Raw genomic sequence first — 16,878 nt, 5'->3', positions numbered from 1 at the left:
CATGGCCGCAGCAACGAGAAAGGTCCCGGATCCTCTCGGATCCGGGACCTTTCCTTCTGTGCGCGAGGGGGGACTTGAACCCCCACGCCCTTGCAGGCACTGGCACCTGAAGCCAGCGCGTCTACCTATTCCGCCACTCGCGCATGTCGGTCCTCACGAACCAACCTCCCGAGAATATCACGCCCCGGGACCCGGTTCGAACCACGGCGCCGCACCTGCAGGCCGCCCCATCCGCGAGACTGCATCTGCGTCGCGAGACAGCGCGATAGTCCTGCAGTCTCGTTACGGAGTTGCAGTCTCGCGGATCCGAGCCCCGCGGATCCGAGCCGCTGCGTCCGCCCGCCGCATCCCCGACCACTTCAGGGTTTCCTGCGTATCGCGCCGTCCGGGGGTTCATTCAGGCCGTGTGGCTACGATGGCCGTACCGATCGGTGAGCCATGGGAGCCCAGTGGGACTACTAGACAGCTTTGAGAAGGGTCTCGAGCGCGCAGTGAACAGCGCGTTCGCGAAGACCTTCCGCAGCGGCATCCAGCCCGTGGAGATCGCTTCGGCCCTGCGCCGTGAGATGGACACGAAGGCCGCCGTCGTCAGTCGCGACCGCATCATCGTGCCGAGCACGTTCCTCGTGCACCTGAGCGGCGAGGATGCGACCGCCATGCACGGCCTCGGATCCGCTCTCACCGACGAGCTGCACGTCCTGGTCAAGGAGCACGCCCGCTCGCAGGGCTACAGCTTCTCCGGCCCCGTGAACATCGCGCTCGAGGCGGACGACAAGCTCGCCACCGGCACCGTGCGCGTGGAGTCCGCCTCGACCTCGACCGGCGGACGGGTCACCTGGCAGGCCGAGATCTCGACCGGCGGATCCCGGTACCCGCTCACGAAGGCCCGCACCGTCATCGGGCGCGGCAGCGACGCCGACATCACCATCTCCGACGCCGGTTCCAGCCGCAAGCACGCCGAGGTCCTGTGGGACGGCGACCACGCCATGCTCCGCGATCTGGGCTCGACCAACGGCACCAAGCTCAACGGCCAGCGCGTGCGCGAGGCGCAGCTCGAGAGCGGCATGGTCATCACGATCGGCCGCACGGACCTGACGTTCCAGGTCGTGCCCGTCGCTGCTCCCGCCCGCGGCGGCCGCGGCGACGACACGACCCGCGCGTTCGGGGTCACCCCGTGAGTGCCTTCCGACAAACCTCAGGGATCAGTGAGGAGCTTTCGGCATGAGTGAACTGACGCTCCTCCTGCTGCGCATCGGCTTCCTCGTGCTGATGTGGTTCTTCGTGTTCGCGGTCGTCTATTCGCTGCGCGCGGATCTCTTCGGCGTACGCGTGCGCAAGCTGCCGCAGGCTCAGGCCGCAGCGGCGAGCGCTCCCGCGGCGAAGCCTGCGCCCGCGAAGCCCGCGGCCGCGCCGAAGGGCAAGCCGGGCGGCCCCGCCACCACGTCCACCGTCACGAAGCTCGTGATCACCTCGGGCCCGAAGGCGGGCCTCGAGGTGCCGCTCGGATCCGAGCCGATGTCGATCGGCCGCTCCAGCGAGTCCGGTCTGGTGATCCGCGACGACTACACGTCCAGCCACCACGCGCGTCTGCTGCTGTGGGGCGAGGCGTGGATGCTGCAGGACCTCGATTCCACCAACGGCACCTTCCTGAACGGCGAGCGCGTCGGCGCCCCGGTGCCCGTATCGATCGGCGCACCCATCAAGGTGGGCGCCACCACGTTCGAGCTGCGGGCGTAACCGGCGACCATGGTCTTCGAGGGCTCGAGCGCCGCGATCTCCCACACCGGGAAGGTCCGCTCCAACAACCAGGACTCCGGGTACGCCGGGGCCAACCTGTTCGTCGTCGCCGACGGCATGGGCGGCCACGCGGGGGGCGACGTCGCGAGCAGCATCGCGATCCATCGGCTGCAGAACCTCGATCACGCGTACCCCTCGACCATGGATGCGGAGGCCTCGCTGCAGGCGGCCGCGACGACGGCCGCGGGCGACATGATCCGCGCCGTCAAGGACCGTCCGGAGCTCGCCGGCCTCGGCACCACGCTCGATGCGATCATCATGGTCGACGACTACGCGGTCATCGGCCACATCGGCGACTCGCGCATCTACCTCTACCGCGACGAGACGCTCACCCAGATCACCACCGACCACACGTTCGTGCAGCGTCTGGTCGACTCCGGACGCATCACCCCGGAGGAGGCGCGGTACCACCCGCGCCGTTCGGTGCTGATGCGCGTGCTCAGCGACATGGACGCGGATCCCGAGCTCGACATGTTCGTCATGCCGACCCAGCCCGGCGACCGCTGGCTGCTGTGCTCCGACGGCCTGAGCGGCGTGGTCGACGAGGCGCACATGCAGAAGGCGCTGCGGCTCGGCATGGCGCCGGGGCGCACCGCGGACGGCCTCCTGAGGTACGCCCTCGACGGGGGCGCCCCCGACAACGTCACGATCGTGATCGTCGATGTCGGCGGGCAGCACCCTGTGCTCTCCGGATCCGCCACGGTCGTCGGCGCGGCGGCGAATCCGCAGGGTATCGTCGTGCCCGCGGCCCGCCCCGCGCGCCCCAGCTGGCTGCACCCGGTGCGCCAGGCGGCGAACGAGCCCACGCACTTCGAGCCCGCGGCCGACTACCTCGAGGAGCTCATCGAAGAGGACCACCGCCGTGCGGTGCGCCGGCGGATCGGCTGGATCACCGGCCTCATCGTCGTGATCGCGCTCATGGCGGCCGCGCTGTTCGGCGCCTACGCCTGGACCCAGACGCGCTACTTCGTCGGCGTCGGCGCCGATACGGGCACCGTCGTGATCTACCAGGGCATCCAGCAGGATCTCGGGCCCATCTCGCTCTCGCACATCTACGAGGACACCGGGATCAAGGTCTCCGACCTGCCCGCGTTCTATCAGTCGGCCGTCAAGGAGACCACCAGCGCCAGCACCCTGGCCGCCGCGCAGACGACCGTCGACAGCCTCCGTGCCGCCGCGGGGACGGGGAAGACGCCATGACCGCCACCGCGCCCGCCCACGACGTCGCGGCCGACACGGCCGTGCTCCGCGCCCTGCGCCGCATCCGCGGCCCGCAGACGCAGCGCAACCGCGAGTTCTGGCTGCTGCTGTTCGCCGTGATCGTCGCGGGCGCGGCGCTCACGCTCGTGCAGCTGGGCGCGCTCGGCCGCATCGACCCGATGATCCTGCTGATCGGCGGAGGCCTCGCCGTGCTCGTGTTCGCGCTGCACATCACGCTGCGCTTCGTCGCGAGCGATGCGGATCCGTTCGTGCTCCCGATCGCGACGCTGCTCACCGGTGTCGGCATCGCCGAGATCTACCGCATCGACATCGCGAACCACGACACCGGCTGGAACGCGTCCTCGAACAAGCAGCTCATGTGGATGGCGATCTCGGTGGTCGGCGCGATCCTGCTGGTGAGCCTGCTGCGCAACTACCGCGTGCTGTACAAGTACACGTACCTGTCGGGCCTGACCGGCATCGTGCTGCTGGTCCTGCCCTTCATCCCCGGCCTGAAGGCCGAGGCGAACGCGGACGTGTGGATCTCGATCGGCGGGCTCGGGTTCCAGCCGGGCGAGCTCTCGAAGATCTTCCTCGCGATCTTCTTCGCCGGATACCTCGTGCGCACCCGGGAGAGCCTCTCGTCCGTGGGCAAGCGGTTCGCGGGCATCACCTGGCCGCGCATGCGCGAACTCGGTCCGGTGATCGTCGTGTGGCTCATCTCGCTCGCCATCATCGTCGCCCAGCACGACCTCGGCACGGGTGTGCTCATCTTCGGCATGTTCATCGTGATGCTCTACGTCGCGACGGGCAAGACCAGCTGGGTGCTCATCGGCGTGGTGGGCGTCGTGATCGGCGTCGCCGTCGTCGCGCAGTTCCTCACCTACGTGCAGAACCGCTTCAACACGTGGATCAACGCGTTCGACCCCGACCTCATGGAGAACCAGAGCTACCAGCTGACGCAGGGCATCTTCGGCCTCGCGCACGGCGGATTGCTCGGCACCGGACTCGGCCAGGGACGCCCTCAGATCACCCCCGTCGCGGAGAGCGACTTCATCATCACCAGCCTCGGCGAGGAGATCGGCCTCATCGGCCTGTTCGCGCTGCTGTGCCTGTACATGGTGTTCGTCAGCCGTGGACTGCGCATCGGCGTCGCCGGCCAGGACGACTTCGGCAAGCTCCTCGCCGTCGGCGTCTCGTTCACGATCGGACTGCAGGTGTTCATCATGGTCGGCGGCGTCACCCGCGTGATCCCCCTCACCGGCCTCACCACGCCGTTCCTCGCCGCGGGCGGATCCTCCCTGATCGCCAACTGGCTGATCGTGGGCCTGCTGCTGCGGATCTCCGACGGCGTGCGCCGACAGCCCAGGGTAGTGATCGGATGACCAAGGAGCTCCGTCGGATCAGCATCCTCGTGCTGGTCATGTTCCTCGCCCTGTTCGGTTCCGTGAGCTGGATCCAGGTCGTGCAGGCCGACGCCCTCTCGCAGAACGACGCGAACCGGCGCACGAAGCTGGACAGCTACGAGATCCAGCGCGGGTCGATCATCGCCGGGGGCGCCCCGATCGCCACATCGACGCCGTCGAACGACATGTACTCGTTCCAGCGCGTCTACACCGATCCGCAGATGTGGTCCGCGGTCACCGGCTACTACAACCCCGCCCTGGGCAGCGCGACGGGCATCGAGAAGGCGATGAACAGCGAGCTCAGCGGCACGGGCGGCTCGCAGTTCCTGTCCTCTATTCAGCGCATCATCTCCGGTCAGCCGCAGAAGGGCGCCAACGTGGTGCTCTCGCTCGATCCCGCAGCGCAGAAAGCCGCCTACGACGCACTGCAGGGGTATCAGGGTGCCGTGGTCGCGATCGAGCCGAAGACGGGCCGGATCCTCGCCATGGTGTCCACCCCGGGTTTCGACACGAACGGACTCGCCGTGCACGACTCGAAGGCCGCGAACGCGACCTATGACGGCCTCGTCGCCGACCCCAACAAGCCGCTGTCCAACCGTGCCATCGGCGGGAACATGAACCCACCCGGATCCACGTTCAAGCTCGTCGTCGCCGCCGCCGCGCTCGACTCCGGCAAGTACACGATGCAGTCGACGTTCCCGAACCCGGCCGCCTTCACCCTGCCGGGCACCAGCACCGCGGTGCACAACGCGTGGGGCGGCACGTGCCCGGGCGGCGACGGCCAGACCGTGAGCCTCGCCGACGCGATCCAGTACAGCTGCAACATCCCCATGGCGGAGCTGGCCGTGCAGCTCGGCGACAAGGCAATCCGCGCCTCCGCCGAGAAGTTCGGCTTCGGCCAGCAGTTCTCGCTGCCGCTGCAGTCGACCGCATCGACCTACCCGAAGAGCCTCTCGCCCGACAAGACGGGCCTGACCGGCTTCGGGCAGGGCGACGTGCGCGCGACGCCGCTGCAGATGGCCATGGTCTCTGCCGGCATCGCGAACGACGGCGTCGTGATGAACCCGCGCATGGTCGACCAGGTCGTCGGCGATGATCTGTCGGTGCAGAAGCAGTACGAGAACACGCAGTTCCAGCAGGCGATGACCCGCGAGCAGGCCGCGGCGATCACGGCGGCCATGCAGGCGTCGGTCTCAAGCGGCGCGGCGCAGGGTGCAAGAATAGACGGAGTCGACGTGGCCGGTAAGACGGGCACAGCGGAGAACGGTGACACGGACCCCTACACGCTGTGGTTCACCGGCTTCGCGCCCGCTTCGAACCCGGAGATCGCCGTTGCGGTCGTCGTCGAAGACGGCGGTGGGCAGGGACAATCCGGATCCGGTGATGCAATCGCATCACCGATTGCCAAGAAGGTCATGGAGGCGGTGCTGAAGAAATGAGGCCGACGCAGGGTGTGCATTTCGGCGGTCGCTACGAGCTGCAGTCTCGGATCGCCATCGGCGGCATGGGCGAGGTGTGGGAGGCGACCGACCACGTCATCGGCCGGACCGTCGCGATCAAGATCCTCAAGGACGAGTACATGGGGGATCCTGGCTTCCTCGAGCGCTTCCGCGCCGAGGCCCGCCACGCGGCCCTGGTGAACCACGAGGGCATCGCGAGCGTCTTCGACTACGGCGAGGAGAACGGCTCCGCGTACCTCGTCATGGAGCTCGTTCCCGGCGAGGCCCTCTCGACCATCATCGAGCGCGAAGGCACCCTCAGCGCCGACAAGACCCTCGACATCGTCGCGCAGACCGCCTCCGCCCTGCAGGCCGCGCACGCCGCGGGTCTCGTGCACCGCGACATCAAGCCCGGCAACCTGCTGATCACGCCGGACGGCCGGGTCAAGATCACCGACTTCGGCATCGCCCGCATCGCCGACCAGGTGCCGCTCACGGCCACCGGTCAGGTCATGGGCACCGTGCAGTACCTCTCGCCCGAGCAGGCGTCCGGGCACGCCGCGTCACCGGCCACCGACATCTACTCGCTCGGCATCGTCGCGTACGAATGCCTGGCCGGGAAGCGCCCGTTCACGGGCGAGTCGCAGGTCGCGATCGCGATGGCGCAGATCAACGACGCCCCGCCGCCGCTGCCCGCCACGGTGCCGCAGCCGGTGCAGAACCTGGTCATGGCGATGATCGCGAAGAAGCCGGCCGACCGGCCGAGCTCCGCCGCCACCGTCGCGCGCGCCGCGCAGGCGCTGCGCCGCGGCGACCTGAACTCCGCGGCCATCGCGGTACCCGCCGTCATCGCCGGCGTCGTGGGCGCCGGGGCGGTCGCGAGCTCCGACGACGCCATGACGCAGCTCATGGGTGCGACGCAGGGCGCGACCACGATTATGCCGACCACGGCGCAGATCCCGACCGAGGCCGATGAGGCACCGGAGAAGAAGAAGCGCAGCCCGTGGACCTGGCCGCTGATCGCCCTCATCGCGCTGCTGATCATCGTGCTCGGCGGCACCGTCTGGGCGTTGCTGTCGAACCAGAAGGCCCCCGTGCCCGGCCCGTCGACGTCGTCGTCGGCGCCGGTCGTCACACCCACGAAGACGACGCCCGCGCCGACGCCGACGTCCGACACCGTCGCGCTCAGCACGCTCGGACTCATCGGCAAGACCGGCGACGAGGCCGTGCAGATCCTCAAGAACGCCGGCCTCGACGGGTCCTACTCGACGGGTGACAGCGCCCCCGCGCAGGACAAGGTCGGCACGGTCTACAGCACCGACCCCAGCGGCGGCAACGTCAAGAAGGGCACCTCGGTCAAGCTCACCGTGTACGGCGACCTCGCTCCGATCGGCGCTCCCGACTCCGCTCCGAAGCTCGGCGGCCCGGCGATCGCGGGTCAGACCGTGCAGCTGAGCTGGGCCGGCTTCGTGTGCCCGAGCGGTACGGGCAACGTGTCGGGCTACGTGGTGACCCTCACCAACGCGACCTTCGTCGGCGACGGATCCCAGAAGACGTTCGACGCCGGCACGCTGAACGCGGAGGTCTCGATCGCGAACCAGCCCGGGGCTCAGGTCACCGCCACGTACATCGCGCTGTGCGGGGACAGCAAGCGCGAGAGCGGTCCGTCGCCGCAGATGGCGGATCCGATCCTGCCGGGCACCGGCCCGGTCACTCCGGCACCGACGCCCTGACGCCGGCCGAGCAGTACGAACGAGAGAACGAGGGGGGTCCTCTGTGGCGACGATCACGCGTGTGATGGCGGGTCGGTACCGCGTCGATGACCTCATCGGCCGTGGTGGCATGGCCCATGTGCACCGGGGTTACGACCTGACCCTGGGTCGCGAGGTCGCGATCAAGATCCTCGACCGCGATCTCGCTCGTGACGCGGCGTTCCGCACGCGCTTCCGGATGGAGGCTCAGGCCGCATCGCGCATGTCGCACCCGTCGATCGTGCGCGTGTTCGACGCCGGTGAGGACGCCACGCCCGAAGCCGGCGGCACGCCCGCCGAGCCGGTGCCGTTCATCGTGATGGAGCTCGTGCCGGGCGACCTGCTGAAGGACATCATCGCGCGCGGACCGGTGTCGACCGCCGACGCCGTGCGCTACGCCGACGGGATCCTCGAGGCCCTGGAGTACTCCCACCGCGCCGGCGTCGTGCACCGCGACATCAAGCCGGGCAACGTGAAGGTCACCCCCGACGGCACAGTCAAGGTGATGGACTTCGGCATCGCCCGCGCCGTGTCGGACTCGTCATCCACCGTCGCCGAGACCACGCAGATCATCGGCACCGCCGCGTACTTCTCGCCGGAGCAGGCCAAGGGCGAGCAGGTCGACGCCCGCACGGACCTGTACTCCGCCGGCATCGTGCTGTACGAGATGCTCACGGGGCGGCAGCCGTTCCGCGGCGACTCCCCGGTGGCCGTCGCCTACCAGCACGTCAGCGAGACGCCGCTGCCGCCGAGCGAGGTGCACGACGAGGAGCACTCCGCCGCCGAGCTCGAGCGCATCCGCGCCCTGGATCCGGTCGTGCTGCGCGCGATGGCGAAGGATCCCTTCCAGCGCTTCCCCGACGCGGTCTCGTTCCGCACCGCGCTGGACGATGCCGTGACCGGCACGGTGCCCACGAAGAAGCAGCTGACCTCGCTCACCAGCGAGCTGTACGGTCCGAGCCCGCGGCACGCGCAGGAGACCGCGCGCACGCTCCGGCAGCTCTCCACCGACACGACCATGACGCGCACGCAATCGGGTCCTCCGGTGGCATGGATCTGGGCCGGTGTCGCGCTGCTGGTCGTGCTGCTGGCCTCGGTGCTGATCTGGGTGCTCGCGATCAAGCCCACCGCCGACGTGCCGAGCGCCACCCGCACGGTGCCCAGCGTCACGGGGCAGACCTACGAGTCGGCCGTGGCGCTGCTGTCGAAGAACGACCTGCGCGCGATCCGCATCGACCAGTCGGATGCGACCGTCGAGAAGGGCAAGGTCGTCAGCACCGAGCCCCAGGCGGGCGCCCACATGGACAAGGGCCAGTCCGTCACCGTGTACGTCTCCAGCGGGGCGGCCGACGTCGCCGTCCCGCAGCTGGTGGGCCTCAGCGCCACCGCGGCCAAGGACGCTCTCACCAAGGCGGGACTGCAGCTCGGCTCCATCAGGCAGGAGAACGACCCTCGCACCCAGCACGACATCGTCCTGTCGTCGAGCGTGCAGACCGACACCAAGGTGGCTCCCGGCACCGTCATCGACCTCGTCGTGGCGAGCGGCGTGGTGACGTTGAACAACCTCACGGGCTGGACGCTGGACTCGGCGACGCAGACGCTGCAGGAGGAGGGGCTGACGGCGAACCCGGTGGCGAACCCGAACTGCAAGGCCACGGATCCCAAGACGGTCGCCTCGATGTCGGCGCCCCCCGGAGACGTGCCCGTGCTGTCGACGATCGACCTGAGCTACTGCACCGGCAAGTGACCCGCCGGGGACGTTGAGCGAGCACGGCCGGAGGCCGAGCGAGACGAAACGCGGCGCCCTCCCGGATCCGCTCAGGTCGGCGTCGGCGCGGGCTCGATACTGACGTCTCCAGGCGAGATCAGCGGGCTCACCCAGGGGAAGACCCAGAACATCAGGGCGTACAGCACCGCGGCCAGCAGCGCCAGCACGATGATCAGCCGCACCCACCACGCGCCAGGGAGTATGCGCCACAGAGCGCCGTACATCAGCTCACCGCCTTCAACGAGGCCGGGGCGCCCAGGGCCCGCGGCTGGAAGCTCTCGAACACCCCGTACGCGACGATCCGCTCGGCGAGCGAGTACAGCGGCGAGCACGCCGTGAGCGTGATGTACCGGCCGCCGACGGCTCCCGCCGCGGCCGGATCCGGCTCCTGGGGAACGGGATTCAGCACGTCGACACTGTCCGGCGTCACGTACTCGAGCGTGCGGAACCGATACGTGTACCAGCCCTGCTCCGTCTCGATCACGATGGCGTCGTTCAGGCGCAGCCGGTCGAGCTGGTTGAAGGGCTTGCCCCAGGTGGTGCGATGCGCCGCCATCGAGAAGTTGCCGACCTGTCCCGGCATACCCGACCCCGGGTAGACCCCGATCCAGCCGTGGTCGAGGGTGTCGGGCCGGGTCACTCCGCCGGCGATCGTGACGGCGTAGTCAGCACCCCAGCGCGGCACGCGCATCAGGGCACCCCAGGGCACCCCGTCCTTCGGCGCGGTCATCACGGGCGGCTCATACCGAGGGGTCGCATCGCCGACACCGCTCCCGTCGTCGATCACGGGCGGCAGGGCCGGGGCCGGGTCCTTCGCCCACTGCGCACTGATCGACTGCCCCTTGTCGTTCGCGGCGGCGCTCATGATGACGTCGCCGATCCACATCTGCCACGCCACGTACAGCAGCACCACGACACCGGCGGTGAGCAGCAGTTCGCCGAGCACGCTCGTCACCGTGGCGCGGCGGCGGGGCCGTCCGCTCCGGCCGGCACGACGTGCGGCGGCTCGCGAAGCGTCGGTCATCCCGCGATCCTACCGAGGTGAGCTTTCCTCGAGCCCACGCCCTGATGTGCGACGCGGCACGTTGGGTAGACTGTGGCCATGGCACGATCCCGCAAGCCCGAAGAAGCCGCCACCCCGAAGGTCGACGGCGAAGCCGCACCCAACGCCGTGTGGTTCAAGCCGGTCATGGTCGGCTTCATGCTGCTGGGCCTGGCCTGGATCCTGGTCTTCTACATCACCGGGATGCAGTACCCGATCCCGGGCCTGCAGTCCTGGAACCTGCTGATCGGCCTCGGCATCGCCCTGATCGGCTTCCTGATGACGACGCGCTGGCGCTGACACCAACGCCCCTATTCTTCGAGACGCCCTCGCTCACGCGGGGGCGTTTCTGCATTCCGGAGCGGGAATCCCGCAGGGTTGTCCACGGATCCGGCGGGTTATCCACATTCTGGGGATGGATATGCACACCCCTTCCCCGAAGTTATCCACAGATCTATCCCCATGTGGGGAGAATTACACCCGTGTTATTCACACCGTCGGAAGACGACGAACGGCCCCCGCCCGAAGGCGAGGGCCGTTCCCGTCGGACGCTCAGCGGCCGGCGGTGATGAGCAGGGGAGGGACGATGGCGACCACGGCGAGCAGCACGAGGACGAGCGCGGAGACAAGACCGATCCACCAGAACTTCGCGTTGCGGCGCCCGCTCGCCCGGACGTAGACGAGCGCCACCAGCGCCCCGACGACGGCACCGCCCACATGCGCCTGCCACGCGATCCCGGGCACGATGAATCCGTACACGAAGTTGATCGCGAGCACGACCAGCGCGCCGATGATGTTGCCGCCGAGGTGTCGGCCGATCACGATCAGGGCGACGAACAGCCCGAAGATCGCTCCCGACGCGCCGACGGTGGGCTGGGCCGGAGCGATCAGGGCCATGGCGACGGATCCGCCGAGGCCGCTCACAAGATACAGCGTGAGGAACTTCGCACGACCCAGCAGCGGTTCGAGCTGCTGCCCGACCATCCACAGCGCCAGCATGTTCAGGCCGAGGTGGATGAAGCCACCGTGCACGAGCAGCGCGGTCAGCATGCGCCACGGCTCGAACGGCAGTCCCGACAGCGATGGATAGAGGTAGGCGCCCGCGAACTGCAGCGCTCCGGTGATCGGTCCGCCGATGCCGGGAAGCAACTGCAGCAGGCTCACCGCCGAGGTGATGGCGAGGATCCAGTACGTGACGATCGGACGCCCGCCGACGGCGGTCATCGACCGCGCGCCCCAGCGCCGGTTGGCGCGGCGCTGGGCCGGGGTCTGGCTGCGACGCTGCTCCTGCATGCACTCCGGGCAGATCACGCCGACGGGGGCCTGCGTCTGGCACTCGGGGCAGATCGTCCGCATGCACCGCTGGCAGAGCACGAAGCTCTGCCGTCCGGGATGCCGGTAGCAGAAGTTGTCGGGATTCGCGTGGAACTCCGAAGTCATCATCCGTGCGCTCCGGAGTCCGCTCGCGGGGTCAGTTCGCGACGATGTCGACGGACTGGAGCACCACGTCCTCGACCGGACGGTCGCCCGCACCGGTGCGCACCGCGGCGATCTCGTCCACGACGGCCTTGGACGCGTCGTCGGCGACCTCGCCGAAGATCGTGTGCTTGCCCTGCAGCCACGGGGTCGGGTCGGTCGTGATGAAGAACTGCGATCCGTTGGTGCCCTCGACCTGGCCGGTGATGGCGTTGCGGCGCAGGCCGGCGTTGGCCATGGCCAGGATGTAGGGCTCGTTGAAGTTCAGCTCGCCGTGGATCTCGTCGTTGAAGTTGTAGCCGGGTCCGCCGACGCCCTGCCCGAGCGGGTCACCGCCCTGGATCATGAAGTTCGGGATGATGCGGTGGAAGATGACGTCCTTGTACAGCGGGCCCTCGCCGGGCTTGCCGGTGGCCGGGTGCGTCCAGGATCCGGTGCCGTCGGAGAGCTCGACGAAGTTCTTCACCGTGCGGGGAGCGTGGTCACCGTAGAGGTTGACGACGATGTCTCCGTGGTTGGTGTGCAGCGTGGCGACGTGAGTGGCGTGAGGCATGGGTCCATTCTCGCATCGGATCCCCGGCAGTCTCTGATTCCGCCGGGAACTTCTCGGGCGCACACCCGCCACTCAGGGGCTTGTCTGGCAAGATGGGGAGTCCGAACCCCGTTTCGATTGGGAGGGCATCGTGAGCCTGAGCCGCAAGCGTCAGAAGGAACTCCGCCAGCTGCAGAGCGAGGCCGCCAAGCTGTGGGCCGCCCAGCAGGTGATCGTCGGCGAAGCCGCGGGCGTGGCCCGTGAGGCGGGCCGGCAGCTCGACAACTTCCGCCGCGAGCAGGTCGTCCCCACCGTGCAGGACGTGTACGAGCACCGCGTCGTTCCCGCCGTGGACAAGGGCGTGCGCTTCTCCCGCGACGTCGTCGACCACAAGGTCGTCCCCGCGATCGGCGGCGTGGTCGGATCCGCGCTCACCGCGTGGGACATCGCGAACGCCAAGCGCACCGGCACCACGCACGCCCCGCGGGCCCTGGTCGCGGCGCCCGCAGAGCGCAAGAGCGGCCTCGGCATCGGCTCCGTGATCGCCATCATCCTCGGTGCCGCCGCCGCGGTGGGCGTCCTCGTCGCCGCCTGGCAGGCCCTGCGCGCCGACGACGAGCTCTGGGTCGCGGACGACCCGCTGAACGCCCCCGAGGCGTGAGCACCTCCGCCGGCCCGGGCCCCGAGTCGGGCCCACGCGCCTCGGAGGCTCCGGGCAGCGCGGAGCGCCGGCTGGAGCCAGGCGTGGGGATCGAAGGATCCGCCGACGCGACGGATCCGCACGCCCGCGTGCGCGATGCCGCAGCGTCACGCGGCCTGGAGATCGAGATCCGCGAGCGCCCCGCGGCGAACAGCCTGCAGGAGGCCGCCGCCCTGCTCGGACTGGATCCCTCCGGCATCGTGAAGACGCTCGTCGTGAAGAGATCCGACGACACCTTCCTGTTCGCGCTGATCCCCGGCGGGCGCAAGATCTCCTGGCCGAAGCTGCGGGCCCTGGTCGGAGTGAACCGGCTGAAGCTCCCCGAACCGGCCGTCGCCCTGGCCGCGACCGGCTACGAGCGGGGCACGATCGTCCCGATCGGCAGCACCACCGCGTGGCCCGTGTTCGCCGACGAGACGATCCGCGGCCGACGGATCGCGATGGGCGCGGGTGCGCACGGCTACAGCCTGTTCGTGGATGCCGACGACCTCATCGCAGCCTATGACGCGACGGTGTCCGACATCTCCGAACCGGAGTGATCACGGCGCCCCTGCGTAAGGCGCGAGCCGGGGGGTAGCATCCGGGGCATGACGGATGCGCTGGATGTGTGGTCGGAGTTCCACGTCGCGATGCTGGGCGCGACCGCGGCCCTCGCAGGGCTGGTCATCGTCGCGGCGAGCGTCAACATCGAGAAGATCATCCTCGCCAAGGCGCTGACCGCCCGACTCGCCGCGGCCATCGCCGGCCTCGTGCTCGCGATCCTCACCTCGGGCATCGCCCTCATCCCCGCGCTCGAACCGCTCTGGTTCGGCGCGCTCGTGCTGGTGACCACGGCCGGCGCCGCAGGCTTCCAGGTGCACGCCGCGCTCGCCCTCCGGAAGGACCCAGGGCTCGGCAGCACGGTGCCCCGCGCGGCTCTGGGCTTCCTGCCGCTGATCGCGTACACCGCTGCGGGCGTGCTCCTGCTGGCGGGTCTTCCCGTCGGGCTGATGTTCGCCGCCGCGGGGTCGCTGCTCGCCCTCGTCGTCGCGATCGTCATCTCATGGATCGCCCTGGTCGAGGTGCTGCGCTGACCTTCAGGCCCTCACGCCCGCCATGCCGAGCGCGATGTCGACGAGCCGCACGCGCTGCAGGCCGGCGACCTCGTCGAGCGAATACCACGCGGCCATGTCGGTGGATCCGCTCTTCTCGAAGCGGAGCCTCCCGCCGGTGATCCTGGCGCGGTACACGATGCGCAGGGTGTGCAGCGGATCCGTCGCACCGGGCGTGACCCGGCGGCGGGCCGGGATCACCCGGGAGTGGATGCCGAGCAGTTCCTCGATGACCACCTTGTACCCGGTCTCCTCGCGCACCTCACGGCGTGCGGCGGCCTCGGGGTCCTCACCCGGCTCGAGCCCGCCGCCCGGCATCGTCCACGACACGCGGCGACCCTCCGTCCAGCGCGCCAGCAGCACGCGCCGGTCCTCGTCGAGGATGACGGCGTATGCCGCGACGCGCATGTCCATGGTTCACACCCTAGGACGTCCCGGCCGGTATGGCGCGGTCAGCTCACACGCCGACCACCGAGGTGCACCTCGCGGACCACGGCCTCGGCGAGATCCTCGGGCGGCACGGTCAGCGGATCCCGATCCAGCACGATCAGGTCGGCGAACAGGCCGGGAGTCAGGGATCCGATCTCGTGCTCGCTGAACAGCTGCCACGCCGCGTTGGTCGTGTGCGCGGCGAGCGCCTGCGCCCGGGACACGGGGGAGCCCGCGGGCATGACCCGACCGGAGCGCGTGCGCCGGGTCTCCGCCACCGCCATGTTGCGCAGCGGCTCGGCGGGCGTGACCCATCCGTCGTTGTGGAACGTCGCGCGGTGTCCGGCCGCGAACGCCGCGCCCGCGTCCGCCCAGGCCCCGCCGCGCTCCGGGCCGAACAGGTCGTCGACGAGCACCTCGCCCCAGTAGGTGATGTGATCCACGAACAGGCTCACCGTCACGCCGAGCGATGACGCGCGCTCGAACTGATCGCGCCTCATCGCTCCCACGTGCTCCAAGCGGAAGCGGTGATCGGTCAGGCCGTGCGTCACGATCAGTCGCTCGTAGACGTCGAGCGTCTCGTCGATCGCCAAGTCCCCGTGCGCGTGGCAGGCGAGCTGCCAGCCCGCGGCGGCGTAGGGCTGCGCGATCTCGTGCAGCTCGTCGGCGCTGTAGTTCGAGGCCCCGCGATGCCCCGGTTCCAGACCGAGCTCGCGGGTCGCGGACGTGTCGAGATAGGGGAAGCTCGTGGCGATGTTGCCGATCCACGGGGAACCGTCGGTCCAGGTCTTCACCCCGACCTGGCGGATGACGTGGTCCTCGGCGCCCGGCACCCCCGCGGGATGCGCCGCCGGAGACCCGCCCGGACGGGACATCTCGTACCAGCGCAGTCGGAGCGGCATCCGCCCGGCCGCGCGGAGCGCATCGACGGCCGGGTTCAGCGCCGGGTTCCAGCTGAGGTCGGAGACGGTGGTGATCCCACGGCGGGAGAGGTCGGCGAAGTGCGCGCCGAGCAGCTCCACGATGTCGGCCTGCGCCGCCTGCAGCAGCGGCGCGGCCACCCGTTCCACGGCCCCCGCCTCGAGCGCGACGCCGTTCAGCTCGCCGTCCGCCGTGCGCCCGAACGAGGCGCCCGGCGGGTCGGGCGTGGACCGATCCAGCCCCGCGGCGACCGCCGCGGCGGCGTTGAAGTACGCCGAGTGCCCGGAATTGTGCACGATGACGAGCGGTGTGGATCCGGCGAGCCCGTCGAGGAGGCGCATGTCGGGGTCGGGCAGGCCGCGCTGCAGCAGAGCATCCCACCCGTTCGCGTAGACCGGCGCGCCCGCGGAGGCCGCGATGGCGGTCCGCAGCGCGGACATCACGCCCTCCGCGTCCGGCACGACCACGGGCCGCAGATCCAGCACGCGGTCGGAGAGCAGCACCGCGGCGGTGCCGGGGTGCCCGTGCGGCTCGATGAGCCCCGGCATGACCCAGCCGTCCGGGGCCACGCGCTCGGCCGACGGATCCAGCGCGAGGAGGTCGTCCGTCGCGCCGACGGCGACGATGCGTCCGTCGCCGTCGACGAGCAGCGCTTCGACGAGATCGTCGGCGGAGGGGGAGAGCGGTCGGATCCGACCCGTGAACAGCATCGTCATGACGCCATCGTGGCAGGTCCCCGGCGCCCGCGGTCTCCGGGTGCCCGCACGCGTCTCGGATCGATCAGTTCTGAAGAAGCGCCGGTCGGCACGCCTTCGTACGCTGAAGGAAAGTCCCCCGGATCCACGGGGCGTCGACAGGAGGATGCCATGACCGACAACACCGCCCCCGTGCTGACCGACTTCGAGCGTGCCGCCGTCAAGGAGGCCGCCAAGGAGAGCCGCACGCGCGCCGCCCGCAAGAAGGTGAGCCCCGAAGAGCTTCGGGCCGCCGGAGAGGCCGACGTGCTGGCCAAGATCGCGGAGATGGACGAGGAGGACGCATCGCTCGCCACCGCCCTGCACCGCCTCGTCGCGGAGAACGCGCCGCACCTGGTGCCGAAGACGTACTACGGGATGCCCGCGTGGGCCAACGCCGCCGGCAAGACGGTGTGCTTCTTCAAGCCCAAGGCGAAGTTCAAGGTGCGCTACGCCACGTTCGAGTTCGAGTGGCCGGCGCAGCTCGACGACGGCACGGTGTGGCCCGTCGCCTACGCGGTGACCACCCTCACGCCCGCCGACCTCGCCTTCCTCGGCGAGCGCGTCCGCACCGCAGCCCCCGCGGAGTGAC

At 69.8% G+C, this 16,878-nt stretch carries 18 protein-coding genes and 1 tRNA gene; 12 read left to right on the top strand and 7 right to left on the bottom strand.

Features of this window, described 5'->3' with window-relative positions; all coding sequences use genetic code 11:
- Positions 1 to 59 precede the first annotated feature (59 nt).
- A tRNA-Leu gene (locus tag ACFWCK_RS15405) sits at positions 60 to 143 on the bottom strand.
- Positions 144 to 449: 306 nt separating this feature from the next.
- On the opposite strand from ACFWCK_RS15405, the gene ACFWCK_RS15400 reads away from it, so the two are divergent.
- The 7 genes from ACFWCK_RS15400 to pknB all read left to right on the top strand — a co-directional run bounded on the left by ACFWCK_RS15400 (position 450) and on the right by pknB (position 9,340).
- Positions 450 to 1,178: a DUF3662 and FHA domain-containing protein gene (locus ACFWCK_RS15400; protein WP_233311043.1), complete on the top strand. Its 729-nt coding sequence runs from the start codon at positions 450 to 452 to the stop codon at positions 1,176 to 1,178.
- Positions 1,179 to 1,221: 43 nt separating this feature from the next.
- The gene (locus ACFWCK_RS15395) at positions 1,222 to 1,737 is read left to right on the top strand and encodes an FHA domain-containing protein (protein WP_233310788.1); all 516 of its coding nucleotides are present in this window, start codon (positions 1,222 to 1,224) and stop codon (positions 1,735 to 1,737) included.
- Positions 1,738 to 1,746: 9 nt separating this feature from the next.
- Positions 1,747 to 2,997 (top strand): PP2C family protein-serine/threonine phosphatase, encoded by a 1,251-nt coding sequence (locus ACFWCK_RS15390; protein ID WP_378806680.1) that lies wholly within the window; start codon positions 1,747 to 1,749, stop codon positions 2,995 to 2,997.
- On the top strand, positions 2,994 to 4,382 hold the full coding sequence (locus ACFWCK_RS15385; protein ID WP_233310790.1) for an FtsW/RodA/SpoVE family cell cycle protein: 1,389 nt from the start codon (positions 2,994 to 2,996) through the stop codon (positions 4,380 to 4,382). The genes ACFWCK_RS15390 and ACFWCK_RS15385 overlap by 4 nt, the downstream gene beginning before the upstream one ends.
- Positions 4,379 to 5,842 (top strand): penicillin-binding protein 2, encoded by a 1,464-nt coding sequence (locus tag ACFWCK_RS15380; protein ID WP_233310791.1) that lies wholly within the window; start codon positions 4,379 to 4,381, stop codon positions 5,840 to 5,842. The genes ACFWCK_RS15385 and ACFWCK_RS15380 overlap by 4 nt, the downstream gene beginning before the upstream one ends.
- The gene (locus tag ACFWCK_RS15375) at positions 5,839 to 7,575 is read left to right on the top strand and encodes a protein kinase (RefSeq protein ID WP_233310792.1); all 1,737 of its coding nucleotides are present in this window, start codon (positions 5,839 to 5,841) and stop codon (positions 7,573 to 7,575) included. The genes ACFWCK_RS15380 and ACFWCK_RS15375 overlap by 4 nt, the downstream gene beginning before the upstream one ends.
- 64 nt (positions 7,576 to 7,639) lie before the next feature.
- A complete protein-coding gene (gene pknB, locus ACFWCK_RS15370; protein WP_378806764.1) occupies positions 7,640 to 9,340 on the top strand; it encodes a Stk1 family PASTA domain-containing Ser/Thr kinase in 1,701 nt (566 codons plus the stop codon).
- Between the two features lie 71 nt (positions 9,341 to 9,411).
- Here the strand turns inward: pknB and ACFWCK_RS15365 are convergent, their stop codons facing one another.
- Both ACFWCK_RS15365 and ACFWCK_RS15360 read right to left on the bottom strand, forming a co-directional pair.
- The gene (locus ACFWCK_RS15365; RefSeq protein WP_233310793.1) at positions 9,412 to 9,585 is read right to left on the bottom strand and encodes a hypothetical protein; all 174 of its coding nucleotides are present in this window, start codon (positions 9,583 to 9,585) and stop codon (positions 9,412 to 9,414) included.
- Positions 9,585 to 10,385: a class E sortase gene (locus ACFWCK_RS15360; protein WP_378806679.1), complete on the bottom strand. Its 801-nt coding sequence runs from the start codon at positions 10,383 to 10,385 to the stop codon at positions 9,585 to 9,587. Before ACFWCK_RS15360 ends, ACFWCK_RS15365 begins: the two co-directional genes overlap by 1 nt.
- Before the next feature lie 78 nt (positions 10,386 to 10,463).
- On the opposite strand from ACFWCK_RS15360, the gene ACFWCK_RS15355 reads away from it, so the two are divergent.
- Positions 10,464 to 10,703 carry a cell division protein CrgA gene (locus tag ACFWCK_RS15355; protein WP_233310795.1) on the top strand — a complete coding sequence of 80 codons (240 nt, stop codon included), beginning with the start codon at positions 10,464 to 10,466 and terminating at the stop codon, positions 10,701 to 10,703.
- A gap of 252 nt (positions 10,704 to 10,955) precedes the next feature.
- Here the strand turns inward: ACFWCK_RS15355 and ACFWCK_RS15350 are convergent, their stop codons facing one another.
- Together ACFWCK_RS15350 and ACFWCK_RS15345 are read right to left on the bottom strand one after the other, a co-directional pair.
- Positions 10,956 to 11,843, bottom strand: a complete 888-nt coding sequence (locus ACFWCK_RS15350; RefSeq protein WP_378806678.1) for a rhomboid family intramembrane serine protease — start codon at positions 11,841 to 11,843, stop codon at positions 10,956 to 10,958.
- Positions 11,844 to 11,874: 31 nt separating this feature from the next.
- A complete protein-coding gene (locus tag ACFWCK_RS15345) occupies positions 11,875 to 12,432 on the bottom strand; it encodes a peptidylprolyl isomerase (protein ID WP_233310797.1) in 558 nt (185 codons plus the stop codon).
- Between the two features lie 130 nt (positions 12,433 to 12,562).
- Here ACFWCK_RS15345 and ACFWCK_RS15340 point away from each other — a divergent pair, with 130 nt between their 5' ends.
- The 3 genes from ACFWCK_RS15340 to ACFWCK_RS15330 all read left to right on the top strand — a co-directional run bounded on the left by ACFWCK_RS15340 (position 12,563) and on the right by ACFWCK_RS15330 (position 14,184).
- The gene (locus ACFWCK_RS15340) at positions 12,563 to 13,072 is read left to right on the top strand and encodes a DNA helicase (RefSeq protein WP_233310798.1); all 510 of its coding nucleotides are present in this window, start codon (positions 12,563 to 12,565) and stop codon (positions 13,070 to 13,072) included.
- Between the two features lie 128 nt (positions 13,073 to 13,200).
- A complete protein-coding gene (locus ACFWCK_RS15335; RefSeq protein ID WP_378806763.1) occupies positions 13,201 to 13,650 on the top strand; it encodes an aminoacyl-tRNA deacylase in 450 nt (149 codons plus the stop codon).
- Positions 13,651 to 13,698: 48 nt separating this feature from the next.
- Positions 13,699 to 14,184 carry a hypothetical protein gene (locus tag ACFWCK_RS15330; protein WP_378806677.1) on the top strand — a complete coding sequence of 162 codons (486 nt, stop codon included), beginning with the start codon at positions 13,699 to 13,701 and terminating at the stop codon, positions 14,182 to 14,184.
- Between the two features lie 3 nt (positions 14,185 to 14,187).
- Here ACFWCK_RS15330 and ACFWCK_RS15325 read toward each other — a convergent pair whose 3' ends face one another.
- Together ACFWCK_RS15325 and ACFWCK_RS15320 are read right to left on the bottom strand one after the other, a co-directional pair.
- Positions 14,188 to 14,616, bottom strand: coding sequence for an NUDIX hydrolase (locus ACFWCK_RS15325; RefSeq protein ID WP_378806676.1), 429 nt, complete (start codon positions 14,614 to 14,616; stop codon positions 14,188 to 14,190).
- A 38-nt stretch (positions 14,617 to 14,654) separates the two neighbouring features.
- A complete protein-coding gene (locus ACFWCK_RS15320) occupies positions 14,655 to 16,268 on the bottom strand; it encodes an amidohydrolase (protein ID WP_378806675.1) in 1,614 nt (537 codons plus the stop codon).
- A 150-nt stretch (positions 16,269 to 16,418) separates the two neighbouring features.
- Here ACFWCK_RS15320 and ACFWCK_RS15315 point away from each other — a divergent pair, with 150 nt between their 5' ends.
- Entirely contained in the window at positions 16,419 to 16,877 is a 459-nt protein-coding gene (locus tag ACFWCK_RS15315) for a hypothetical protein (protein ID WP_378806674.1), read from the top strand.
- Position 16,878 lies beyond the last annotated feature (1 nt).

The sequence above is a fragment of the Microbacterium sp. NPDC060117 genome (genome assembly GCF_042729315.1).
Taxonomy (GTDB): domain Bacteria; phylum Actinomycetota; class Actinomycetes; order Actinomycetales; family Microbacteriaceae; genus Microbacterium.
This window is presented reverse-complemented; position numbering and strand designations above follow the sequence as displayed.

Bases quoted from the DNA above. Each gene is read 5' to 3' on its own strand.
- ACFWCK_RS15395 (WP_233310788.1), top strand. From the start codon at position 1,222: ATGAGTGAACTGACGCTCCTCCTGCTGCGCATCGGCTTCCTCGTGCTG.
- ACFWCK_RS15390 (WP_378806680.1), top strand. From the start codon at position 1,747: ATGGTCTTCGAGGGCTCGAGCGCCGCGATCTCCCACACCGGGAAGGTC.
- ACFWCK_RS15385 (WP_233310790.1), top strand. From the start codon at position 2,994: ATGACCGCCACCGCGCCCGCCCACGACGTCGCGGCCGACACGGCCGTG.
- ACFWCK_RS15380 (WP_233310791.1), top strand. From the start codon at position 4,379: ATGACCAAGGAGCTCCGTCGGATCAGCATCCTCGTGCTGGTCATGTTC.
- ACFWCK_RS15375 (WP_233310792.1), top strand. From the start codon at position 5,839: ATGAGGCCGACGCAGGGTGTGCATTTCGGCGGTCGCTACGAGCTGCAG.
- pknB (WP_378806764.1), top strand. From the start codon at position 7,640: ATGGCGGGTCGGTACCGCGTCGATGACCTCATCGGCCGTGGTGGCATG.
- ACFWCK_RS15365 (WP_233310793.1), bottom strand. From the start codon at position 9,585: ATGTACGGCGCTCTGTGGCGCATACTCCCTGGCGCGTGGTGGGTGCGG.
- ACFWCK_RS15360 (WP_378806679.1), bottom strand. From the start codon at position 10,385: ATGACCGACGCTTCGCGAGCCGCCGCACGTCGTGCCGGCCGGAGCGGA.
- ACFWCK_RS15355 (WP_233310795.1), top strand. From the start codon at position 10,464: ATGGCACGATCCCGCAAGCCCGAAGAAGCCGCCACCCCGAAGGTCGAC.
- ACFWCK_RS15350 (WP_378806678.1), bottom strand. From the start codon at position 11,843: ATGACTTCGGAGTTCCACGCGAATCCCGACAACTTCTGCTACCGGCAT.
- ACFWCK_RS15345 (WP_233310797.1), bottom strand. From the start codon at position 12,432: ATGCCTCACGCCACTCACGTCGCCACGCTGCACACCAACCACGGAGAC.
- ACFWCK_RS15330 (WP_378806677.1), top strand. From the start codon at position 13,699: ATGACGGATGCGCTGGATGTGTGGTCGGAGTTCCACGTCGCGATGCTG.
- ACFWCK_RS15325 (WP_378806676.1), bottom strand. From the start codon at position 14,616: ATGGACATGCGCGTCGCGGCATACGCCGTCATCCTCGACGAGGACCGG.
- ACFWCK_RS15320 (WP_378806675.1), bottom strand. From the start codon at position 16,268: ATGACGATGCTGTTCACGGGTCGGATCCGACCGCTCTCCCCCTCCGCC.
- ACFWCK_RS15315 (WP_378806674.1), top strand. From the start codon at position 16,419: ATGACCGACAACACCGCCCCCGTGCTGACCGACTTCGAGCGTGCCGCC.